The organism is Streptomyces sp. NPDC028635, from assembly GCF_040637635.1.
GTDB lineage: Bacteria > Actinomycetota > Actinomycetes > Streptomycetales > Streptomycetaceae > Streptomyces.
In genome coordinates this window covers 261,661-282,157 of the sequence record NZ_JBEZWX010000002.1, presented here as the reverse complement: position 1 = coordinate 282,157, position 20,497 = coordinate 261,661, and the positions used below count along the sequence as shown (strand labels likewise).

At 72.9% G+C, this 20,497-nt stretch carries 20 protein-coding genes and 1 pseudogene; 4 read left to right on the top strand and 17 right to left on the bottom strand.

Annotation, left to right across the window (positions count from 1 at the left end; all coding sequences use genetic code 11):
- Window positions 1–4 precede the first annotated feature (4 nt).
- From AB0E88_RS03470 to AB0E88_RS03455, 4 genes are all read right to left on the bottom strand, one after another.
- Entirely contained in the window at window positions 5–1,000 is a 996-nt protein-coding gene (locus AB0E88_RS03470) for a deoxyribose-phosphate aldolase (protein ID WP_361623037.1), read from the bottom strand.
- Window positions 997–1,947 (bottom strand): 5-dehydro-2-deoxygluconokinase, encoded by a 951-nt coding sequence (iolC, locus tag AB0E88_RS03465; protein ID WP_361623034.1) that lies wholly within the window; start codon window positions 1,945–1,947, stop codon window positions 997–999. Before iolC ends, AB0E88_RS03470 begins: the two co-directional genes overlap by 4 nt.
- A gap of 185 nt (window positions 1,948–2,132) precedes the next feature.
- Window positions 2,133–2,333, bottom strand: a complete 201-nt coding sequence (locus tag AB0E88_RS03460) for a MerR family transcriptional regulator (RefSeq protein ID WP_361623031.1) — start codon at window positions 2,331–2,333, stop codon at window positions 2,133–2,135.
- A gap of 263 nt (window positions 2,334–2,596) precedes the next feature.
- A complete protein-coding gene (locus AB0E88_RS03455) occupies window positions 2,597–3,634 on the bottom strand; it encodes a zinc-dependent alcohol dehydrogenase family protein (protein ID WP_361623028.1) in 1,038 nt (345 codons plus the stop codon).
- A 164-nt stretch (window positions 3,635–3,798) separates the two neighbouring features.
- On the opposite strand from AB0E88_RS03455, the gene AB0E88_RS03450 reads away from it, so the two are divergent.
- On the top strand, window positions 3,799–4,038 hold the full coding sequence (locus AB0E88_RS03450; RefSeq protein WP_361623025.1) for a heavy-metal-associated domain-containing protein: 240 nt from the start codon (window positions 3,799–3,801) through the stop codon (window positions 4,036–4,038).
- A gap of 102 nt (window positions 4,039–4,140) precedes the next feature.
- Entirely contained in the window at window positions 4,141–6,402 is a 2,262-nt protein-coding gene (locus tag AB0E88_RS03445; RefSeq protein WP_361623022.1) for a heavy metal translocating P-type ATPase, read from the top strand.
- A 722-nt stretch (window positions 6,403–7,124) separates the two neighbouring features.
- Here the strand turns inward: AB0E88_RS03445 and AB0E88_RS03440 are convergent.
- The 4 genes from AB0E88_RS03440 to AB0E88_RS03425 form a co-directional block, all read right to left on the bottom strand.
- On the bottom strand, window positions 7,125–8,414 hold the full coding sequence (locus AB0E88_RS03440; RefSeq protein WP_361623019.1) for a citrate synthase: 1,290 nt from the start codon (window positions 8,412–8,414) through the stop codon (window positions 7,125–7,127).
- Between the two features lie 179 nt (window positions 8,415–8,593).
- Window positions 8,594–10,885 (bottom strand): ATP-dependent RecD-like DNA helicase, encoded by a 2,292-nt coding sequence (locus AB0E88_RS03435; protein ID WP_361623016.1) that lies wholly within the window; start codon window positions 10,883–10,885, stop codon window positions 8,594–8,596.
- Window positions 10,886–10,923: 38 nt separating this feature from the next.
- Entirely contained in the window at window positions 10,924–11,103 is a 180-nt protein-coding gene (locus tag AB0E88_RS03430; RefSeq protein WP_361623013.1) for a DUF397 domain-containing protein, read from the bottom strand.
- Between the two features lie 8 nt (window positions 11,104–11,111).
- Window positions 11,112–11,948 carry a helix-turn-helix transcriptional regulator gene (locus AB0E88_RS03425; RefSeq protein ID WP_361623010.1) on the bottom strand — a complete coding sequence of 279 codons (837 nt, stop codon included), beginning with the start codon at window positions 11,946–11,948 and terminating at the stop codon, window positions 11,112–11,114.
- Window positions 11,949–12,153: 205 nt separating this feature from the next.
- On the opposite strand from AB0E88_RS03425, the gene AB0E88_RS03420 reads away from it, so the two are divergent.
- Window positions 12,154–12,564, top strand: coding sequence for an ATP-binding protein (locus AB0E88_RS03420; protein ID WP_361623007.1), 411 nt, complete (start codon window positions 12,154–12,156; stop codon window positions 12,562–12,564).
- Between the two features lie 13 nt (window positions 12,565–12,577).
- Here AB0E88_RS03420 and AB0E88_RS03415 read toward each other — a convergent pair whose 3' ends face one another.
- From AB0E88_RS03415 to AB0E88_RS03400, 4 genes are all read right to left on the bottom strand, one after another.
- On the bottom strand, window positions 12,578–13,030 hold the full coding sequence (locus AB0E88_RS03415) for a hypothetical protein (RefSeq protein ID WP_361623004.1): 453 nt from the start codon (window positions 13,028–13,030) through the stop codon (window positions 12,578–12,580).
- Window positions 13,027–13,539, bottom strand: a complete 513-nt coding sequence (locus AB0E88_RS03410; RefSeq protein ID WP_361623001.1) for an RNA polymerase sigma factor — start codon at window positions 13,537–13,539, stop codon at window positions 13,027–13,029. Before AB0E88_RS03410 ends, AB0E88_RS03415 begins: the two co-directional genes overlap by 4 nt.
- The gene (locus tag AB0E88_RS03405; RefSeq protein WP_361622998.1) at window positions 13,529–13,981 is read right to left on the bottom strand and encodes a DUF3995 domain-containing protein; all 453 of its coding nucleotides are present in this window, start codon (window positions 13,979–13,981) and stop codon (window positions 13,529–13,531) included. Before AB0E88_RS03405 ends, AB0E88_RS03410 begins: the two co-directional genes overlap by 11 nt.
- A gap of 99 nt (window positions 13,982–14,080) precedes the next feature.
- Window positions 14,081–14,416 carry a hypothetical protein gene (locus AB0E88_RS03400; protein ID WP_361622995.1) on the bottom strand — a complete coding sequence of 112 codons (336 nt, stop codon included), beginning with the start codon at window positions 14,414–14,416 and terminating at the stop codon, window positions 14,081–14,083.
- 170 nt (window positions 14,417–14,586) lie between these two features.
- On the opposite strand from AB0E88_RS03400, the gene AB0E88_RS03395 reads away from it, so the two are divergent.
- Window positions 14,587–15,489, top strand: a complete 903-nt coding sequence (locus tag AB0E88_RS03395; protein ID WP_361623397.1) for a ribokinase — start codon at window positions 14,587–14,589, stop codon at window positions 15,487–15,489.
- A 142-nt stretch (window positions 15,490–15,631) separates the two neighbouring features.
- Here AB0E88_RS03395 and AB0E88_RS03390 read toward each other — a convergent pair.
- The 5 genes and pseudogenes from AB0E88_RS03390 to AB0E88_RS03370 all read right to left on the bottom strand — a co-directional run.
- A pseudogene (locus tag AB0E88_RS03390) lies at window positions 15,632–16,147 on the bottom strand (isoprenylcysteine carboxylmethyltransferase family protein); the annotation flags it as partial.
- A gap of 35 nt (window positions 16,148–16,182) precedes the next feature.
- Window positions 16,183–17,766, bottom strand: a complete 1,584-nt coding sequence (locus AB0E88_RS03385; protein WP_361622992.1) for an MFS transporter — start codon at window positions 17,764–17,766, stop codon at window positions 16,183–16,185.
- Between the two features lie 86 nt (window positions 17,767–17,852).
- Window positions 17,853–18,872 (bottom strand): 3-oxoacyl-[acyl-carrier-protein] synthase III C-terminal domain-containing protein, encoded by a 1,020-nt coding sequence (locus AB0E88_RS03380; RefSeq protein WP_361622989.1) that lies wholly within the window; start codon window positions 18,870–18,872, stop codon window positions 17,853–17,855.
- A gap of 134 nt (window positions 18,873–19,006) precedes the next feature.
- A complete protein-coding gene (locus AB0E88_RS03375) occupies window positions 19,007–20,245 on the bottom strand; it encodes a beta-ketoacyl-[acyl-carrier-protein] synthase family protein (protein WP_361622986.1) in 1,239 nt (412 codons plus the stop codon).
- Window positions 20,235–20,492: a phosphopantetheine-binding protein gene (locus tag AB0E88_RS03370; RefSeq protein ID WP_361622983.1), complete on the bottom strand. Its 258-nt coding sequence runs from the start codon at window positions 20,490–20,492 to the stop codon at window positions 20,235–20,237. Before AB0E88_RS03370 ends, AB0E88_RS03375 begins: the two co-directional genes overlap by 11 nt.
- Between the last annotated feature and the right edge of the window lie 5 nt (window positions 20,493–20,497).

Below are 20,497 nucleotides of genomic sequence, written 5' to 3'. Positions count from 1 at the left end.
GTCGTCACGGCAGCCGTCCCGGCAGCAGGGCGACGGCCGCGTCGACGGCGCGGGCGACGTCGCCGTCCGGCGGGTACAGCAGGGAACGGCCGACCATCAGGCCGCGCACGGTGGGCAGCCGCAGCGCGCCGCGCCACTTCTCGAACGCGGCGGCCCGGTCGTCGTCGCCGTCGCCGACGTCCCCGCCGAGCAGCACGGCGGGCAGCGTGGAGGCGGCCATCACCGCGGGCATGTCGTCGGGGTCGTCGGTGACGGGCACCTTCAGCCAGGTGTAGGCGGAACTGCCGCCGAGGCCCGAGGCGATCGCGATCGACCGGATCACGGCGTCGGCGGACAGGTCGTTGCGCAGCCGGCCGTCGCCGCCGCGGCGGCTGATGAACGGCTCGACGAAGACCGGCAGCCGGCGCGCGGCCATCGCGTCGACGGCACGGGCGGCGGCCTCCAGCGTGGCGAGCGAGCCGGGGTCGTCGTAGTCGATGCGCAGCAGCAGCTTGCCGGCGTCGAAGCCGAGCCGCTCGATGTCCTCGGGGCGGTGGCCGGTGAAGCGGTCGTCCAGCTCGAAGCGGGCGCCGGCCAGGCCGCCACGGTTCATCGAACCCATGACGACCTTGCCGTCCAGGGCGCCGAGCAGCAGCAGGTCCTCCAGGACGTCGGCGGTGGCGAGGACGCCGTCGACGCCGGGCCGGGCGAGCGCCACGCACAGCCGGCGCAGCAGGTCGGCCCGGTCGGCCATGGCCAGGTGCCGGCCACCGACACCGAGGGCGCCGCGTGCCGGGTGGTCGGCGGCGACGATCATCAGCCGTCCGGCCTCGGCGAGCAGCGGCCGGCGCGCGCGGCGGGCGGCGGCCTCGGCGATCGCCTCGGGGTGGTGGCTGCGGATGCGGACGAGTTCGGCGACATCGACCTCGACGCCGGGGCCGCCGTGGGTCGTCCGCCCGGACCCGCCGCCGTCCTCGTACGGCACCGTGTGGTCGGCCCCGCCGACCCTGCCCGCTCTCACCGGACCGCCCCCGCGTCGAGGGCGGCCTCCACCTCGGCGGGCGTCGGCATCGCGGAGGAGCATTCCAGGCGGGAGGCGACGATGGCACCGGCGGCGTTGGCGTGGCGCATGCTGGTCTCCAGGTCCCAGCCGGCGAGCAGCCCGTGGCACAGCGAGCCGCCGAAGGCGTCCCCGGCGCCGAGGCCGTTCAGCACGTTCACCGGCAGCGGCGGGACCTCGGCAGTGTCGCCGTCGCGGTGGACGGCGAGGACGCCCTTGGGTCCCTGTTTGACGACGGCCAGCTCGGCCCCGGCGGCCAGCAGCGCGCGGGCGGCGGCGTGCGGGTCGCGGTGGCCGGTGGCGACCTCCACCTCGTCCAGGTTGCCGACGGCGACGGTGGCGTGGCGCAGGGCCTCGGCGTAGAAGGGGCGGGCGGCGTCCGGGTCGGCCCAGAACATCGGGCGCCAGTCCAGGTCGAAGACCGTGTGGCCGGCCTTGGCCCGGTGGGCGAGGGCGCTCAGGGTGGCCGTGCGGCTGGGCTCCTCGCTCAGACCGGTGCCGGTGACCCAGAAGACGCGCGCCTCGCGGATCGCGGCGAGGTCGAGCTGGTGGGGGTCGATCTCCAGGTCCGGGGCCTTGGGGCGGCGGTAGAAGTACAGCGGGAAGTCGTCCGGCGGGAAGACCTCGCAGAAGGTCACCGGGGTGGGCAGGCCGGGGACGGGCGTCACCCAGCGGTCGTCGACGCCGAACCCGCGCAGCGCCTCGTGCAGGTAGGTGCCGAACGGGTCGTCGCCGGTGCGGGTGATCACGGCGGTACGGCGGCCGAGGCGGGCGGCGGCGACGGCGACGTTGGTGGCGGAGCCGCCGAGGAACTTCCCGAAGGTGGTCACCTCGGACAGCGGGACCCCGGTCTGCAGCGGGTACAGGTCCACGCCGATCCGCCCCATGGTGATCAGGTCGTACGCCATCGGCTTCCCTTCGTCACCCGGGTGGTCCCGGCGCGCGGCCGCCCTCCCGGCTTCTCCCGGCTCTCCCCGGTTTTCTAGTCCCGTACGCGAAGCCCTGTCAATGTTTTGTCCGGACATTCGGACGAGTTTCTGTCCACCGGGTGCCCGCGGGCCACTTCCGTGGCCCGCGGGCGCGGCGGGGGGTGTCACTCCTGGAGGCGGCCGCGGTTGCGCGGACGGGAGGCCACCCAGGCCCGGACGGTGTCGGCGTACCAGTAGGGCTTGCCGCCCTCCACCTGGTCGGGCGGCGGCAGCAGTCCGTGCTTGCGGTAGGAACGGACGGTGTCCGGCTGCACATGGATGTGCGCCGCGATCTCCTTGTACGACCAGAGCCTGCGGTCGGTCATGTCGTGCACCTCCCTGCGCGCGCCGCGGCGGCGGCCGTCGGGCGGCCGTCGGGGGAGCCGGGCGCAGCGCTGGCGATCATCAAGCGTCTGCTCGGTGAACGACGCGGACGAACGGCGGGCAGGGGCTGTCGACCGGGTGTGACGCAACGCCCGCGTACACGCGACATGTGTGACAGGAACGGGGCGTTTGTGACACGCGTGCAGCAAAGGCGTACACCGGCGCAAGCGCGCGGCGCGTCGCGCTCAGTGCGGCGCGGCGGCCGTCACGGCTCGACGACCGTCACGCCCGCGCCCGCCGCCGTCCCCATCGCCGCCAGCGCGGCCGGCGCGTCCGCCAGCGGGATCGTGGAGGTGACCAGCAGGTCGGGGCGCAGGGCGCCGGAGCGGACCAGTTCCAGCATCGCCGGGTAGGTGTGGGCGGCCATGCCGTGACTGCCCAGCAGCTCCAGCTCCAGGGCGATGGCACGGGCCATGGGCACGGGCGTGGTGCCGTCGGCCGAGGGCAGCAGGCCGACCTGGACGTGACGGCCGCGGCGGCGCAGCGAGTTCACGGAGGCGGCGCAGGTGACGGGTGCGCCCAGGGCGTCCAGGGAGAGGTGGGCGCCGCCGCCGGTGAGGTCCCGTACGGCCGCCGCCGTGTCCCCGGCGCGTGCGGCGCCCACGCACTCCACCGCGCCGAAGCCGCGCGCCAGTTCCAGGGCCCGGGGCGAGACGTCGACCGCGACGACCCGGGCGCCCGAGGCCGCCGCGATCATCACCGCCGACAGGCCCACGCCCCCGCAGCCGTGCACCGCGACCCACTCCCCCGCCGCGACCCGGCCCTGCTGGACCACCGCGCGGAACGCCGTGGCGAACCGGCAGCCGAGGGAGGCGGCCGTCGCGAAGGCCATCTCCTCGGGTACGGCGACGAGGTTCACGTCGGCGTGGTCGAGGGCCACGTACTCGGCGAACGATCCCCAGTGGGTGAAGCCGGGCTGGGTCTGCCGCTCGCACACCTGCTGGTCGCCGGCCGCGCAGGCGGCGCAGCGGCCGCAGGCGCAGACGAAGGGCACGGTGACCCGGTCGCCGGGCCGCCAGCCGGTCACCCGGGCGCCCACGGCCTCCACCACGCCCGCCAGCTCGTGCCCGGGGACGTGCGGGAGGGTGATGCCGGGGTCGTGGCCCTGCCAGCCGTGCCAGTCGCTGCGGCACAGCCCGGTGGCCACCACCCGCACGACGACGCCGTGCTCGGCGGGCGCCGGGTCCGGCACCCGCCGTACCTCGGCCGGCTCGCCGAACCGCTCGAACACCACAGCGCGCATACGCCCTCCCTCGCCCCGGCGGTCTCCCCGCACGGTATCCGGCGACCGCCGACGCGCCGAGGCCACCCGAAGATGACGTCATACCCCCTAGGGGTATACTCTGGGAGAAGTGGCGGCCCGTGCGGCCCCCACCGAACCCACACGCCTCGATGAGGAGTAACGACATGACCGCCCACACCGACACCCCCGGTTCCGTCACCACCGTCTACAAGGTGAGCGGCATGAGCTGCGGACACTGCGAGGGCTCCGTCTCCGCCGAGATCTCCGGGATCCCCGGCGTCACCTCGGTCAAGGCGGTCGCCGCCGCCGGCGAGGTCACCGTCGTCTCCGCCGCCCCGCTGGACGAGGAGGCCGTGCGCGCCGCGGTCGACGAGGCCGGCTACGAGCTGGTCGGCAAGGCCTGAGCCGCACGGCAGCGCACCCTCGCGCGACCGACCCCGACCGGGCCGTACCGACCAGTTGATACTGGATCCGTACGGCCCGGTCCGTTTCCCAGGAGTACGTGCATGTCCAGCACCGCACCGGCACCCATGAGCGCCTCCACCGCCTCCGCCGAGACATCCGAAGTCGAGCTGCTCATCGGCGGGATGACCTGCGCCTCCTGCGCGGCGCGCGTGGAGAGGAAGCTCAACCGGATGGACGGCGTCAGCGCCACGGTGAACTTCGCGACGCAGAAGGCGAAGGTCGTCCACCCCGCCGGTGTCGCGGTCGCCGACCTGATCGCCACGGTGGAGAGGACGGGGTACACCGCCGAGGAGCCGGCGCCGCCGCCCGCCGAGGAACAGCCGGAGGACACCGCGGCGCGGCCGGACCCCGAGCTGACGGCGCTGCGGCAGCGGGTCGTCGTCTCCGCCGTGCTCGCCGCGCCCGTCGTGCTGCTGGCGATGGTGCCGTCCCTGCAGTTCGACAACTGGCAGTGGTTGTCACTGACGCTCGCCGCACCCGTCGTCGTCTGGGGCGCGTGGCCCTTCCACAAGGCCGCGTGGACCAATCTGCGGCACGGCGCGGCCACCATGGACACCCTGGTCTCGGTCGGTACGGCCGCCGCGTTCGGCTGGTCGCTGTGGGCGCTGTTCCTCGGCGACGCCGGGATGCCCGGCATGCGGCACGGCTTCGACCTGACCCCCGTGCGCGGTGACGCCTCCTCCACGCTGTATCTGGAGGTCGCCGCCGGTGTCACCGCGTTCATCCTGCTGGGCCGCTATCTGGAGGCCCGGTCCAAGCGGCGTGCCGGTGCCGCGCTGCGGGCGCTGCTGGAGCTGGGCGCGAAGGACGTGGCCGTGCTGCGCGACGGCCGTGAGGTGCGCGTCCCGGTGTCCGGGCTCGCCGTCGGCGACCGGTTCGTGGTCCGGCCCGGCGAGAAGATCGCCACCGACGGCACGGTCGTGGAGGGTGTCTCCGCCGTCGACGCCTCCATGCTGACCGGCGAGTCCGTGCCGGTCGACGTGGGCGTCGGGGACGCGGTGACCGGGGCGACCGTCAACGCCGGGGGCCGGCTGGTCGTCGAGGCCACCCGGGTCGGGGCGGACACGCAGCTGGCCCGCATGGCCCGGCTGGTCGAGGACGCGCAGAGCGGCAAGGCTCAGGTGCAGCGGCTCGCCGACCGGGTCGCGGGGGTCTTCGTGCCCGTCGTCCTGCTGATCGCGGCCGCCACCTGCGGCGGCTGGCTGGGGGCGACCGGGGACGCGACGGCCGCGTTCACGGCGGCCGTGGCCGTACTGATCATCGCCTGCCCCTGCGCGCTGGGCCTGGCGACGCCGACCGCGCTCATGGTGGGCACCGGGCGCGGCGCGCAGCTCGGCATCCTCATCAAGGGCCCCGAGGTGCTGGAGTCCACCCGCCGCGTCGACACCGTCGTCCTGGACAAGACGGGCACGGTCACCACCGGCCGCATGACCCTTCAGGAGGTGTACGTCGCCGACGGCGCCGACGAGAAGGAGGTGCTGCGGCTCGCGGGCGCCCTGGAGCACGCCTCCGAGCACCCGGTGGCCCGCGCGATCGCGGCCGGCGCGGAGGAGCGGGCCGGTGCGCTGCCGGGCGTGGAGGAGTTCCGGAACGTGCCGGGACGGGGTGTGCGCGGGCACGTGGAGGGGCGCGAGGTGGCCGTGGGGCGCCTGTTCGACGCGCTGCCGCCGGAGCTGGCCCGGATGCGGGAGGAGGCCGAGCGCGGCGGCCGTACGGCTGTCGCGGTCGGCTGGGACGGTGCGGCGCGCGGGGTGCTCGCGGTGGCGGACGCGGTGAAGGAGACCAGCGCGGAGGCCGTGGCGCGGCTGCGCGGGCTCGGGCTGACGCCGGTGCTGCTGACCGGGGACAACCGGACGGTCGCCGAGGCGGTGGCGAAGGTCGTCGGTATCGACGCCGCGCACGTGTACGCCGAGGTGCTGCCCGAGGACAAGGCGGACGTCGTACGGCGGCTCCAGGGCGAGGGGCGGACGGTCGCCATGGTCGGCGACGGCGTCAACGACGCGGCCGCGCTGGCCACGGCCGATCTGGGACTGGCCATGGGGACGGGGACGGACGCGGCGATCGAGGCGAGCGATCTGACGCTGGTGCGCGGGGATCTGCGGGTGGCCGCGGACGCGATCCGGCTGTCCCGGCGGACGCTGTCCACGATCAAGGGCAACCTGGTGTGGGCCTTCGGCTACAACGTGGCCGCGCTGCCGCTGGCCGCGGCGGGCCTGCTGAACCCGATGATCGCGGGCGCGGCGATGGCGTTCTCGTCCGTGTTCGTGGTGACGAACAGCCTGCGTCTGCGGGCGTTTCGGTGAGCGCTCCGTGAGCTGCCCCATGAACCGTCCGTGACGTGTTCGTCACGGACCAAGGGCCGGACCCCTCTGGAGTCCGGCGCGTACCTCACATAAGCTCTTCACAAGCCTCGCGCATCTTCCTTACGCGGGGGCTCCGATCGTCATATCGGGGCTCTTGCGCATCTAAAGGACATATGCAAGAGACACAGATCACAGTGATGTGAAGGTAACCATCGAAGGGGTTCGACGGTCTAAGTTGGCGATGTCAGGAAGCGTCTTGGGGGGCGCCGACTGACATCTGGAGTCGTCTTGGGGGACTTCTCCAGAGCTGCGTTGCCGGGACGCGTACACCGGGAAGCTTTGAGCGGCCCTCCCAGCGTGCGCCGTCCCGGCACACATCACTGGGGTACGGCGGGTTCGCTCGCCGTGCTCATCACAGCGATTCAGGCGCTGTTCTCACAAGCGCCCGGCCGGATCCCGTGGGGGGAATCCGCACCGGGACACGGGAAGGCGCCCTGGTCGTCGGCCCGTGGGGGGACCGACGCACCGGGGCGCCTTCTGCTGCCCGCGCCGCGCGAAGCGGCCCACCGAGCCACCTCCAGGCGCACATCCCTGCCCCTGTGCCCGTTAGCCGCCCACGGGCGTGTGCCCGCCACCGCACACGGGTGTGCCCCGCACCCGCGCCGGCGGATACGGGGCACACGGCCGTTCGTCACGGATCTGTGCGGACCGTGAGGTACGGCTCAGCGCTCCTCGACCGGGACGAAGTCCCGCTCCACGACGCCCGTGTAGATCTGGCGGGGGCGGCCGATGCGGGAGCCGGGCTCCTTGATCATCTCGTGCCACTGGGCGATCCAGCCCGGCAGGCGGCCGAGGGCGAAGAGGACCGTGAACATCTCGGTCGGGAAGCCCATGGCCCGGTAGATCAGACCGGTGTAGAAGTCGACGTTCGGGTAGAGGCTGCGCGAGACGAAGTAGTCGTCGGAGAGCGCGTGCTCCTCGAGCTTGAGCGCGATGTCCAGCAGCTCGTCGGACTTGCCGAGCGCGGAGAGCACGTCGTGCGCGGCGGCCTTGATGATCTTGGCGCGCGGGTCGAAGTTCTTGTAGACCCGGTGGCCGAAGCCCATCAGGCGGACGCCGTCCTCCTTGTTCTTCACCTTGCGGATGAAGGTGTCGACGTCGCCGCCGGAGTCGCGGATGCCCTCGAGCATCTCCAGCACGGACTGGTTGGCGCCGCCGTGCAGCGGGCCCCACAGGGCGTTGATGCCGGCGGAGATCGAGGCGAACATGTTCGCCTGCGAGGAGCCCACCAGGCGGACCGTGGAGGTCGAACAGTTCTGCTCGTGGTCCGCGTGCAGGATCAGCAGCTTGTCCAGCGCGGAGACGACGACCGGGTCGAGCTCGTACTCCTGGGCCGGGACCGAGAAGGTCATGCGCAGGAAGTTCTCGACGTACCCGAGGTCGTTGCGCGGGTAGACGAAGGGGTGACCGATCGACTTCTTGTACGCGTAGGCCGCGATCGTCGGCAGCTTCGCGAGCAGACGGATGGTGGAGAGGTCGCGCTGCTTCTCGTCGAACGGGTTGTGGCTGTCCTGGTAGAAGGTGGACAGCGCGGAGACCACCGACGACAGCATGGCCATCGGGTGGGCGTCACGGGGGAAGCCCTTGTAGAAGTTCTTGACGTCCTCGTGCAGCAGGGTGTGCCGCGTGATCTCGTCCTTGAACGCGGTGAGCTGGTCGACGGTCGGCAGCTCGCCGTTGATCAGCAGGTAGGCGACCTCCAGGAAGGTGGAGCGCTCAGCCAGCTGCTCGATGGGGTAACCGCGGTACCGGAGGATGCCGGCCTCACCGTCGAGGTAGGTGATGGCCGATTTATAGGCGGCGGTGTTGCCGTACCCGCTGTCCAGGGTCACCAGACCGGTCTGGGCGCGCAGCTTCCCGATGTCGAAGCCCTTGTCGCCGACGGTGCTGTCGACCACCGGGTAGGTGTACTCGTTGCCGTCGTACCGCAGTACTACAGAGTTGTCGCTCACGTCTTCCCTCACCGACGTTGTGCCTCATCTTCGAGGTTGCCCTGACTGTCTCTACCATCCCCCATTTGGCTCAGGAGAGTGCACTCGGGGTCGACCATTGGGCTTATCGACGGCACTCAGTGCCGCCAACTTGCACATCCTGCCCCCTTCCCTGCCCATCTGGAAGTGCTCTGTGACCTTCACGACTCATTTGATCGATCATTTTTTGCGAGGGAGCCCCTGAGCCGGAAGTCCAGGGCCGTGCACCGCCGTCCCGCCGACACGGTCCGCACCGCCTGACCGATCGCCTTGCGTGAACCGACGAGCACCACCAGCTGCTTGGCCCGGGTCACGGCCGTGTACAGCAGGTTCCGTTGCAGCATCATCCAGGCGCCGGTGGTGACCGGGATCACCACGGCCGGATACTCACTGCCCTGGGAGCGGTGGATGGTCACGGCGTAGGCGTGCGCCAGCTCGTCCAGTTCGTCGAAGTCGTACGGCACCTCCTCGTCCTCGTCGGTCAGCACCGTCAGGCGCTGGTCGACCGGGTCGAGCGAGGTGACCACGCCCACGGTGCCGTTGAAGACACCGTTCTCCCCCTTCTCGTAATTGTTGCGGATCTGGGTGACCTTGTCGCCGACACGGAAGACCCGGCCGCCGAACCGCTTCTCCGGCAGGTCGGGCCGGCCGGGGGTGACGGCCTGCTGGAGCAGCCCGTTGAGCGCGCCCGCGCCCGCGGGCCCCCGGTGCATCGGCGCGAGCACCTGCACGTCCCGTCGCGGGTCGAGCCCGAACTTGGCCGGAATCCGCCGGGCCGCCACGTCGACGGTGAGCCTTCCGGCCTCCTCGGTGTCCTCCTCGACGAAGAGGAAGAAATCCTTCAGGCCGTCGGTGAGCGGGTGCTGCCCCGCGTTGATGCGGTGCGCGTTGGTGACGACGCCGGACTGCTGGGCCTGGCGGAAGACCCGGGTGAGCCGGACGGCGGGGACCGGGCTGCCGTCGGCGAGCAGGTCCCGCAGCACCTCCCCCGCGCCGACGCTCGGCAGCTGGTCGACGTCCCCGACGAAGAGGAGGTGGGCGCCCGGCGGGACGGCCTTGACCAGTTTGTTGGCGAGGAGCAGGTCGAGCATGGACGCCTCGTCGACGACCACGAGGTCGGCGTCCAGGGGCCGCTCCCGGTCGTAGGCGGCGTCCCCGCCGGGCTTCAGCTCCAGCAGCCGGTGCACGGTGGAGGCCTCGGCGCCGGTCAGCTCGGCCAGGCGCTTGGCGGCACGCCCGGTGGGCGCGGCCAGCACCACCTTGGCCCGCTTGGCCCGGGCCAGCTCCACGATCGAGCGGACCGTGAAGGACTTGCCGCAGCCGGGTCCGCCGGTGAGAACGGCGACCTTCTCGGTCAGCGCCAGGCGGACGGCCGCCTCCTGCTCGGGCGCGAGGTCGGCCCCGGTGCGGGTCTTCAGCCAGGCGAGCGCCTTGTCCCACTGGACCGTGCGGAAGCCGGGCATCCGGTCCTCGTCCGTGCGCAGGAGCCTCAGCAGCTGGGAGGACAGGGAGAGTTCGGCGCGGTGGAAGGGGACGAGGTAGACGGCGGTGACGGGCTGGTCGGTGTCCACGCCCGGCACCTTCTCCTGTACGACCCCGGGCTCCTCGCCGTCCTCGCCCGGTCCGGCCAGCTCGGCCAGGCACTCGATGACGAGCCCGGTGTCGACGCCGAGCAGCTTGACGGCGTCGGAGATGAGCCTCTCCTCCGGCAGATAGCAGTGCCCCTGGTCGGCGGACTGCGACAGGGCGTACTGCAAGCCCGCCTTCACCCGCTCCGGACTGTCGTGCGGGATGCCCACGGACTGGGCGATCTTGTCGGCGGTGAGGAAGCCGATGCCCCAGACGTCGGCGGCGAGCCGGTAGGGCTGCTCCTTGACGACCTGGATGGAGGCGTCGCCGTACTTCTTGTAGATGCGCACGGCGATGGAGGTGGAGACCTCCACGGTCTGGAGGAACAGCATGACCTCCTTGATCGCCTTCTGCTCCTCCCAGGCGTCGGCGATCTTCCTCGTCCGCTTCGGTCCGAGCCCGGGCACCTCGATGAGCCGCTTCGGCTCCTCCTCGATGATCCGGAGCGTGTCCGTCCCGAAGTGCTGCGTGATGCGGTCGGCGAAGACGGGCCCGATGCCCTTGACCAGCCCGGACCCGAGATACCTCCGGATGCCCTGGACGGTGGCCGGCAGCACGGTCGTGTAGTTCTCGACGTGGAACTGCTTGCCGTACTGCGGATGCGAGCCCCAGCGGCCCTCCATCCGCAGCGACTCCCCCACCTGGGCACCGAGCAGCGCGCCGACGACGGTGAGCAGGTCGCCGGCGCCTCTGCCGGTGTCCACCCGGGCGACGGTGTAGCCGTTGTCCTCGTTGGCGTACGTGATGCGCTCCAGCACGCCTTCGACCACGGCGAGCCGCGGCGCCTCCGCACCGCGGTACCGGGTCCCCTCCTGCTGAGCCATGAGGTGACGGTACCGGTGGGGTGTGACACCGGGGTGGGTCAGGAGGGGTGCTTCAGGGCTTCCAGGAAGAGGGTGAAAGCGGGGGTCCGGAAGGTGAGGGTGGCGCGGGCCGGGGCCTTGGTGTCGCGGACGGCTGTGTGGGTTTCGGTGGCGGCGACCTCGACGCATTCGTTGCCGTCGCCGGGGCCCGAGTACGACGACTTACGCCAGTTGTCCATCGGGGACCTCACAGCTCCTTCGCCAGTCTGTGAATGAACTCGCGGGACTGTCCCGGGTCCAGTGACGCGGCGTCCACTGTACGGAAACTCGTTCGATAGGTGTTGAGCTGAGCCTCGGAGTCGATGAACGCGGTGCCGTGCAGCGCGTCACGAACCACCGTGTCCAGCTTGGGCACGGAGCCGCCGACGTACGTCATCGTGCTGGAAGCACCGGCGAAACCGTCCAGGTCGAAGGGGACGACGCGCACAGTGATGTGGGGCGCTTCCGAAAGCTCCAGAAGGCGGACGAGTTGAGCCCGCGATGTGGCACGGTCGCCGACCCTGATGCGAAGCGCCGCCTCATGGATCACCGCTTCGTACGGGACGGTGAACCGCTGGCGGGCGTGCCGATGCCGAATGCGCAAGTCGATCTCTTCGGCTGTCAGCTCCGGCAGCCTGGCGGAGAAGACGGCCCGCGAGTAGTCCTCCGTCTGCAACAGGCCCGGCACGTAGAGGATCGCCACGTGGCGCAGAAAGCGGGCGTGATGCTCCAGCTCGGACAAGTCCAGGAATGACGTCGGCAGCAAGCCCCGGTATTCCTCCCACCATCCCCGGGTCCTGTCGACGGCCATCGCCACCAGGGCGTCGACGAACTCGTCGTCCGTACAGGCATAGTGAGATGCGAGGCGGCGCACGCGCTGTTCGCTCACACCCTTGACCCCGGATTCGATCTGGCTGATCTGCACTCGATTCACTCCGAGCAGCGCCGCCGCCTCGATGGCGGTGAGCCCTGCCGCCTCGCGGAGCCTGCGCAGCTCGACCCCCAGGCGCAGCTCACGTGCGGTGGGTTCACGCCTCGGGCCCATCGGTTGCTCCTTACTTCAACGCATCGGCGGCCGCCGCTCGTTGGGGTTCAGATTACGCGATCAGCTTGCCCCAAGTTACATGTAACCCCTACCGTCGGTGACGTACCGCACACGCACCGGAAGTGCACCGTGCCGTCCTGCCAGGACGCCCGCGGCGATGCCACCGTGCGCGAAAACCCTTTCCAGCGAACGGAGTTGCCTCCGCATGCCCGAAACCGACACCTGGGACTACACGCTCTACATCCCCAACGACGTCAGAGCCGTGACCGTGTGCCGCCGCACCCTGCGCCTGATCCTGACCCTGCACGGTCTCATCGGCCTCGTGGACACGGCCGAACTCCTCGCCGCGGAGCTGATGTCCAACGCCGTACGGCACACCAAGGGGCCGGCCGCGCTCCGGGTGCGCCGTACCCCGGAGGGCGTCGTGTGGATCGGGGCGTGGGACACGGACCCGGCGCCACCCGACCCGCCACGGCCGTGGGATCTGGCCCTGGAGTCGGAGGACGGCCGGGGACTGGGACTGGTCGTGGCCTGCGCCGACGTATGGGGCTGGCAGCCGTCGGCCCGGTTCGGGGACCGGGGGAAGTACGTCTGGTGCCAGCTGGGGGCGGCGTGATCGCCGGGCCCGTTCACAGCAGTGCCGTCAGCCGACCCACGCTGCGCTCGCCCTCTCGGCGTACCCCCGCAGGGATCAGCGCCGCGCGGGTCGGTACGCGGACGCCGCCGGTGAAGGCGACCCTCGTGCCCGCGCCCTCCGGTGCCGCCGCCACGCCGATCAGGAGGAAGCGGCTCTGCAGCCAGCACCAGCCCGGGCGGTGCACCCCGCGCAGCCGGGCCCGCATGCCGAACCTGCTGCGGGCCAGCGCCTCGACACGCTCGCCCCGCCGGTGAACGACGCGCAGCCGCTCCATGTCGGTGACCACCTGCCCGAACCCGCCTTCCAGGTCACCGAGCAGGGACCACACCCGCTCGAAGGGCGCGTCGACGTACGCCTCGGCGACGTGGGCGCCGCGCACGCCGGCGGCCAGGACCTTCAGGCGGCGCACGGGGTCGAGGTCCGTGGTGGGCCAGAGCTCGTTCATGACGTCCACGCCTTCCGGAAGGTGTCGCGCGCCCGGTGGAGCCGCGATTTGACGGTGCCCGTGCGCACGCCGAGCAGAGCGGCCGCTGTGCGCTCGTCGAGGCCCTCCACGTCACGGAGCATCAGCACCGCGCGGTGTTCGGGGGAGAGCCGGTCCAGTACGTCCCTGATGTCGGCGGACAGTTGGGGGTCGCCCCGGGCGGGGAGCGTGGTCAGATCGGCCGGTACGGTGCGGGCGGCTCGTCGCGCGGTGCGGACCGCCTCGCGCACCGCGATGGCACGGACCCAGCCGTGCAGGGCGGCCGGATCCTTCAGGGTGCGCAGCGACTTGAAGACCGCTGTCAGGGCCTCCTGGGCCGCGTCCGCTCCCTGGTCCAGTGCGATGGACGCGCAGACGCGGCCCACGTACGGGGCCAGGAGGTCCAGGAGTTCGGCCATGGCGAGGGTGTCGCCGCGCTGGGCCGCGCGCACCAGCGCGGCCGTGCGGTCGCCGGATCGCTCAGTGGGCACGGACCTCGTCCTTCCACCGCGCCACGCGCAGGGCGGCCACGGCCAGCACGGCGCACAGCGGGGTGTACAGCGCGAGGTTGAGCCAGTAGAAGGCGGTGCCGGTGTCCTTGGCGAACAGCCAGTAGAGGCCGGCGAGGGCGCGCAGCGACAGACCCGCCGTCACGGCCAGGGTGGCGAGCCGCAGGACCGGGTGGCGGGGGCGGAGCCAGTGGGCGGACACGCAGGCGGCGCCGGTCAGGAGGACCACTACGAGGGGCAGCAGGACGGGCGGTGTGAAGGGGACGTCCGTGCCGAGGACCGCCTCGGACAGGCTGCCCGCGTCGGCCGCGGGCCAGGTCGCTCCGGTCGTCCAGTACAGGTGGAGCAGGGCGTCCGCGGTGAGCACCGACGTGACGAGCACGGCGGCGCGGGCCGGGGCGGGGGTGCCGGGCCGGTTCGGCATGGGGGTCCTCCTGGGGCGACTTCGGTAATCCGTCGCCCACCAGAGGAGCCGTCCGGCCGAAAGGTTCCCCCGGTCCCGGACATTGTTCCGCGCCGTGCGCTACGCGGGCTGGAGCACGCAGGTGCCGACCACGTACCCCGTGACGCCGTTCTTGGTGACCTTCACCCAGCGCGTGCTGGTGATGCCGCAGGCCGTGTAGGAGCCGCCGTAGTACATCTGGCAGGGGGACGAGGCGGTCTCGCCCTTGTTGAGCTGGCCGAGGGCGGTGCCGCCGGTGCTCGTGCGGTCGCGGATCAGGACGGTCTCCAGGGCCTTCGCCGTGCAGCTGGAGGCGGCCGCGTTCGTCTGGGCCACGGCGGGCGTACCGGCGATCACGGCCGTACCGACGAGGGCGGCGGCCGCGAGCGACGCGCCGAGGACGCGGTGTGTGCGCATGTGTGTGCTCTCTCCCGTTTTTGGCACGGGCATGCCACCCGTACCTCTGCGTGGAGCAGCCTAGTTGCCCTGGTCCGGGTCACGATCCGGTTCACGGGGGACGATCGGCGGGGGTTCGGCGTTGAAGAGGCGAGAAGGCAGCGGCTGACGGCGGGAATTGGGGTCACATGATGTACGACTACGACCTGCTGGTCGTGGGCTCGGCCAACGCCGATCTGGTGGTCGGCGTGGAGCGGCGTCCGGCGGCCGGGGAGACCGTCCTCGGCTCCGACCTGGTCGTCCACCCGGGTGGCAAGGGCGCCAACCAGGCGGTCGCGGCGGCCCGGCTCGGGGCGCGGACGGCGTTGCTGGCGCGGGTCGGTGACGACGCGTACGGCCGGCTGCTGCTGGACTCGCAGCGGGCGGCCGGGGTGGACACGGTGGGGGTGCTGGTCGGCGGGGCGCCGACCGGGGTCGCGCTGATCACGGTCGATCCGTCCGGGGACAACAGCATCGTGGTGTCGCCGGGCGCCAACGGGCGGCTCACCCCGGCGGACGTACGGGCCGCGGCCAGCCTGTTCCAGGCGTCCAGGGTCGTGTCGGCACAGCTGGAGATCCCGCTGGAGTCGGTCGTGGAGGCCGTGCGGTCGCTGGCGGAGGGCAGCCGGTTCGTGCTGAACCCGTCGCCGCCGCGGCCGTTGCCGCGGGAGGTGCTGGACGCCTGCGATCCGCTGATCGTGAACGAGCACGAGGCGAAGGTGATCCTGGGCGAGGCCGCGATCGGCGACGCCCCGGAGGACTGGGCGCGGGTCCTGCTCGCGAAGGGGCCGCACTCGGTGGTGATCACCCTGGGCGGCGCGGGGGCGCTGGTCGCCTCCACGCGGGGCATGACCCGCGTGCCGTCGGTGAAGGTGGACGCCGTGGACACCACCGGCGCCGGGGACGCGTTCACGGCGGCGCTGGCGTGGAAGCTGGGCACGGGCGCGTCCCTGGCCGACGCGGCGGCCTACGCGGCGCGGGTCGGGGCGGCGGCCGTCACCCGGCGCGGCGCGCAGGAGTCGTATCCGACGGCGGACGAGGTGGCCGCGCTGTGAGCAGGGCCGGCCTCCTCGACCGCCATCCGTCCTTCTGGCGCGGGCCGCGCCCCTGAGGGTGGGCCGCTGCCTCCGCCACTGCCGGTCGCGGCTCTCCGGCAGGCGCCTCGACGCCCCCCGCGCCCCCGTCCACCCCGTCCATCGCTGGAGCACCCCGGTGCTCCGGGGTCCGGGACAGCGCGCGGGTCTCCAAGTGGGCCCAGGCGGTGAGGAAGACGGTGTTGGCCGTGGTGAAGAGGACCGCGGTGAGCCACGCGGAGTGGACCAGGGGGAGGGCCACGCCTTCGACGACCACCACGGCGTAATTGGGGTGGCGCAGAAAGCGGTACGGGCCGTGGGTAACGAGGGGGAGGCCGGGGACGACGACGATCCGTGTGTTCCAGCGCGGGCCGAGCGCGCGCATGCACCAGCCGCGCACGGCCTGCACCAGCACCAGGACGGCGACGCAGGAGAAGCCCAACGGCGGCAGGAAGGGGCGACGGGCGAACGTGACCTCCAGCAGGATGCCGAGGAGCAGCCCGGTGTGCAGGACGATCACGACCGGGTAGGCGCGGCGGCCGTACTCGATCCCGCCGTGTGCGACGGCCCAGCGGGTGTTGCGCCGGGCCAGGAGCAGTTCGGCGACGCGCACGCAGCACACCGAGGCCAGCAGGAGCAGGACGCCCGGCGGGGGCGTCGGCGTCGCGGGCGTGGTCACGGGCCCACCCGCGCGTCCGTCGGCTCCGGCGCCTTCGACGCGGGCCGCCGGGACGTCCCGCGCCGGGGGGCCGCGGCCAGGTAGCAGAGCGCGGCGGCGGTGACGACGGCCACCGCGACGACCGCCGCTGACATACCGCTCATGAACGCGTTCCTGACGTCGTCGGCGAGCGCGGCGCCGCGCGGTCCGAGGCGCTGCGCGACGTACAGCCCGCCGACCGGGGAGCGGCGTACGGCGTCGGCCGCGGTCGCGGGGAGCCGACCGAGGTCCACGGTGAGCGAGGAGCGGTAGTGGCTGCCGAAGACCGAACCCATCAGCGCCACGCCCAGGGCCGCGCCGACCTCGCGGGTGGCGTCGTTGGCGGCCGACGCGACGCCCTGCCGGTCGGCGGGCAGCGACCCGGTGATCGCGGAGGTGCCGACCGTGCCGGTCAGGCCGATACCGGCACCGGCCAGCACCAGGCTGCCCAGGAAGGGCGGATACCCCGAGTCCGCCGTGAGCAGGGACAGCGTCACCAGGCCGGCGGCCAGCAGGGCCAGCCCGGCCGCCAGCACCGCCCGCATGCCCGACCACCGCACCATCCGCGGGGCGATGAGCGAGGCCGGTACGACGACGAGCCCCACGGGCACCAGAGCGACGGCCGACTTCAGCGGGCCGAAGCCGAGGATCAGCCGCAGGTACTGCAGGCCGACGAAGTAGAAGCCGAACAGCACCATGAACTGCACGGTGAGCGCCGTGGTGCCGGCGGAGAAGTCCCGCAGGCGGAACAGCCGCGGGTCGAGCAGGGGGTGCCGGGCGCGCAGGCCCAGCAGGACGTAGGCGGCAGCGGCCAGTACGGCGACCACGAGCGCCGCCGCGACGGACGGGGTGCGCCAGCCCTCGTCGTTGCCCGCGATGAGGGCGTACACCAGCGCGCCCGGAGCGAGAGCCGTGCACACGGCCCCCGCGGCGTCGAAGCCGCCGGGCGACGGGTCCTTCGTCTCGGGGGCGCCCAGAAGGGCCGCGGGCGCCATCGCCAGGGCCACGCACCCGCCGGCCAGGAAGACCGACCTCCAGGAGAACCACTCCAGCAGGGCTCCGGAGGCCAGCATGCCGAGGATGGAGCCGGCCCCCGCGCAGGCGGACCAGATCGCCACGGCCCGGCCGCGCCGTCCGGCGGGGAAGACGGCGGTGACGGTGGACAAAGTCCCGGGCATGATCATGGCGGCGCCCACGCCCATCACCGCGCGCCACACGATCAGGGCGGTGGGGCCGGACGACACGGCGGCGGCGAACGCGGCGCCGCCGAAGACCAGCGTCCCGGCGACCAGGACGGCCCGGCGCCCGACGCGGTCACCGAGCGCGCCCAGGGGCAGCACCAGGCCGGCCAGGGCCACCGTGTAGCTGTCGACGATCCAGGTGAGCGAGGTGAAGGAGGCCGACAGGTCCAGTGCGATGTCCGGCAGGGCCAGGTTGAGCGCGGGCATGAAGGCGACGACCAGCATCAGGGCCAGGCACATGACGCACAGGACGCGGCGGCGCGCCACCCCGTCCTGTACGACGGCCACCGCCGCGGTCGGAGGTGCGGGAGGAGACGTCATACGGCAGCGGGTCCTCGTCTGTCGGGCGGTGCGTCCGTGGGGTCGTACGTCTGTCGGGCGGTGCGGAGCGGTCGGCCGCCGTCGGCTCACCAGCGGGTGAGGACCAGTTCGATGGCGAACCCGGGGCCCATGGCGGCGAGGAGACCGGGCGCGCCCGCGGCGGGGGGCGTGCGCAGGGCGGTGTCCAGCACGTGCAGGACGGAGGCGGAGGAGAGATTGCCCCGGTCGGCCAGGGACCGGCGGGTCGCTTCCAGGGCGTGCGGCGGCAGGTCCAGGGCCTGTTCGACGGCGGTGAGCACCTTCGGCCCGCCGCCGTGGACGATCCAGGTGGCGACCTGCCGGGGTGTGAGAGCGTGCCGGCCGAGCAGGTCGTAGACGGCCTTGGGCAGGTGTTCAGCGGTGAGGGCGGGCACCTCCGGGGCCAGGACGATGCGCAGGCCGTGCGAGCCGATGTCCCAGCCGAGGGCCTCCTCCGTGCCGGGCACCAGGTGGCTGTGCGCGTCGACCAGTTCGGGCCCCGCGGCCGTCGCTCCGCGCGGCCCGCCGGTGTCCTGGTACCGCTGTGCGCCGGTGGCCACGACGGCTGCGGCGCCGTCCCCGAACAGGCTGCCGGCGACCACGTTCGCCATCGACGTGTCCCGCATCTGGTAGGCCAGCGAGCACAGTTCGACCGAGAGCAGCACCGCGATGTGGCCGGGATGGGCCAGGAGGTAGTCGCGCAGCCGCGCCAGCCCGACGGCGCCGCCCGCGCAGCCGCTGCCGAACAAGGGGATCCGCCGCACGTCCGGGCGCAGACCGACACGGTGCGCGAGCCGGGCCTCCAGCGAGGGCACCGCCAGGCCCGTGACCGTCGTACTGATCACGGCGTCGACCTCGTCGGGCGCCACCCCGGCCGTCTCCAGCGCACCGCTGAGGACCTCCTCGCCGAGTTCGAGAGCGGCCTGCAACCAGACCCGGTTGGCGTCGGAGAAACCGGCGAGCGCCCGCAGTTCCTCCAGCGGCCGGGCGAAGTGCCGTGCGGTGACCCCCGCGTTCGTCTGGATCTTGCGCAGCATCAGCGCGCCGGTCTCGGAGCGGCCCAGCGTCGTTCCCGCCAGGAAGTCCATGATCTCTTCCTGGGCGAACCGGTGTGGCGGCACGGCCGTCCGGATCGCCGTCACCCGCGGTGCGGGCTGCGGCGGCCCCCAGCCCCCGCGCCCCGGTGCGCTCGCCGTTCCCGGACGTACCGACCCGTGCATGCTCACCCTTCGCCACCCTGCTCGACCGTGGAGAAGACCAGGACCGCGTTCTGCCCGCCGAACCCGAAGGAGCAGCTGACGGCGGCTCCCCCGGCTGCCGGGCGCGGCCGCCCGGCCACGATGTCCACCTTGTGATCGCCGTCCTGCCCCTCGAAGTTCGCCACCGGCGGCACCAGGCCCCGGCGCAGCGCGAGCACCGTGTACGCCGCCTGGATCGCTCCCGCCGCTCCCAGTGCGTGACCGACGACGCCCTTGGAAGCGGTGACCGCGGGGGCGTGGCTCCCGAAGACCCGGGTGAGGGCGGCGGCCTCCGCCGCGTCGCTCAGCGGGGTGGAGGTGCCGTGCGCGTTCACGTGCGCGATGTCGCGGGGTGCGCAGTCCGCGTCGCGCAGCGCGGCCCTGATGGCCCGGGCGGCGCCCTCGCCCCGTGGGTGCGGGGCCACAGGATGGTGGGCGTCGGAACCGGCGCCGTACCCGCGCAGCAGGGCCAGGACCCGGGCGCGGCGGGCCCGCGCGTCCGCCGTCCGCTCCAGGACCAGGACGGCGGCGCCCTCGCCGAGCACGAGTCCGTCCCGCCGGGCGTCGAACGGCCGGCTCGCGAGCTCCGGCGCGTCACGGCGCCGCGACAGCGCCCGCATCCGGGAGAAGCAGGTGACCGCCATCCGGGACCGGCCCGATTCGCTGCCGCCCGCCAGCACGACGTCGCAGGTGCCCGAGCGCAGCAGGTCCCGTGCCACGCCGAGCGCGGTCGCGCCCGAGGCGCAGGCGCTGGCAGTGGTGAAGTTCGGTCCCTGCGCGCCCAGGTCGACGGCGACCTCGCCGGCGGCCATGCTGGGCACGCTGCGCGGCAGCGCGAGCGGGGAGACCCGCTCCGGGCGGCCCGCGCCGAGATGGCCGAACTCGGTGACGTACGTGCTCAGGCAGTTGGATCCGACGCCGAGGACGACGCCCACCCGCTCGCCCAGCGGGCCGGGGCCGAGGCCGGCGTCCGTGACGGCCCGGCGTGCGGCGACCAGCGCGAACTGGATGAACCGGTCCACGCGGCGGGCCAGCGGCCGGCCGAGTTCGGCAGCCGCGTCGAAGCCGGTCACCGCACAGCTGAAGTCGACGGGCAGGCCGGCCAGTTCGGGGTCGCTGCGGGCCAGGCTGCGTCCCCGGCACAGGGCGTCCCAGTTCTCCTGCGGGGTATGGCCGGCCGGAGTGACCAGACCGATTCCGGTGACGGCGACCTCAGCGGGCATCGGCGAAGACGCGGGCCGCGTCGGCGAGCGTGGCGGACGGCGAGAGGTCCAGGGCTTCCTCGGGCAGGACCATGCCGAACTTCTCCTCCGCCGCCACGACGAGTTCCATCAGCATCAGGGAGTCCACGCCGAGGCTTTCGAAGGTGGTCGACGGGGTCAGCTCCCCGGCGGTCACCGTGAGGGGCAGGTGTTCGGTCAGCAGAGCCGTGAGCTGGTCCGGGAGCGTTCGGTGTGCCGCGTGGGTCATGCCGG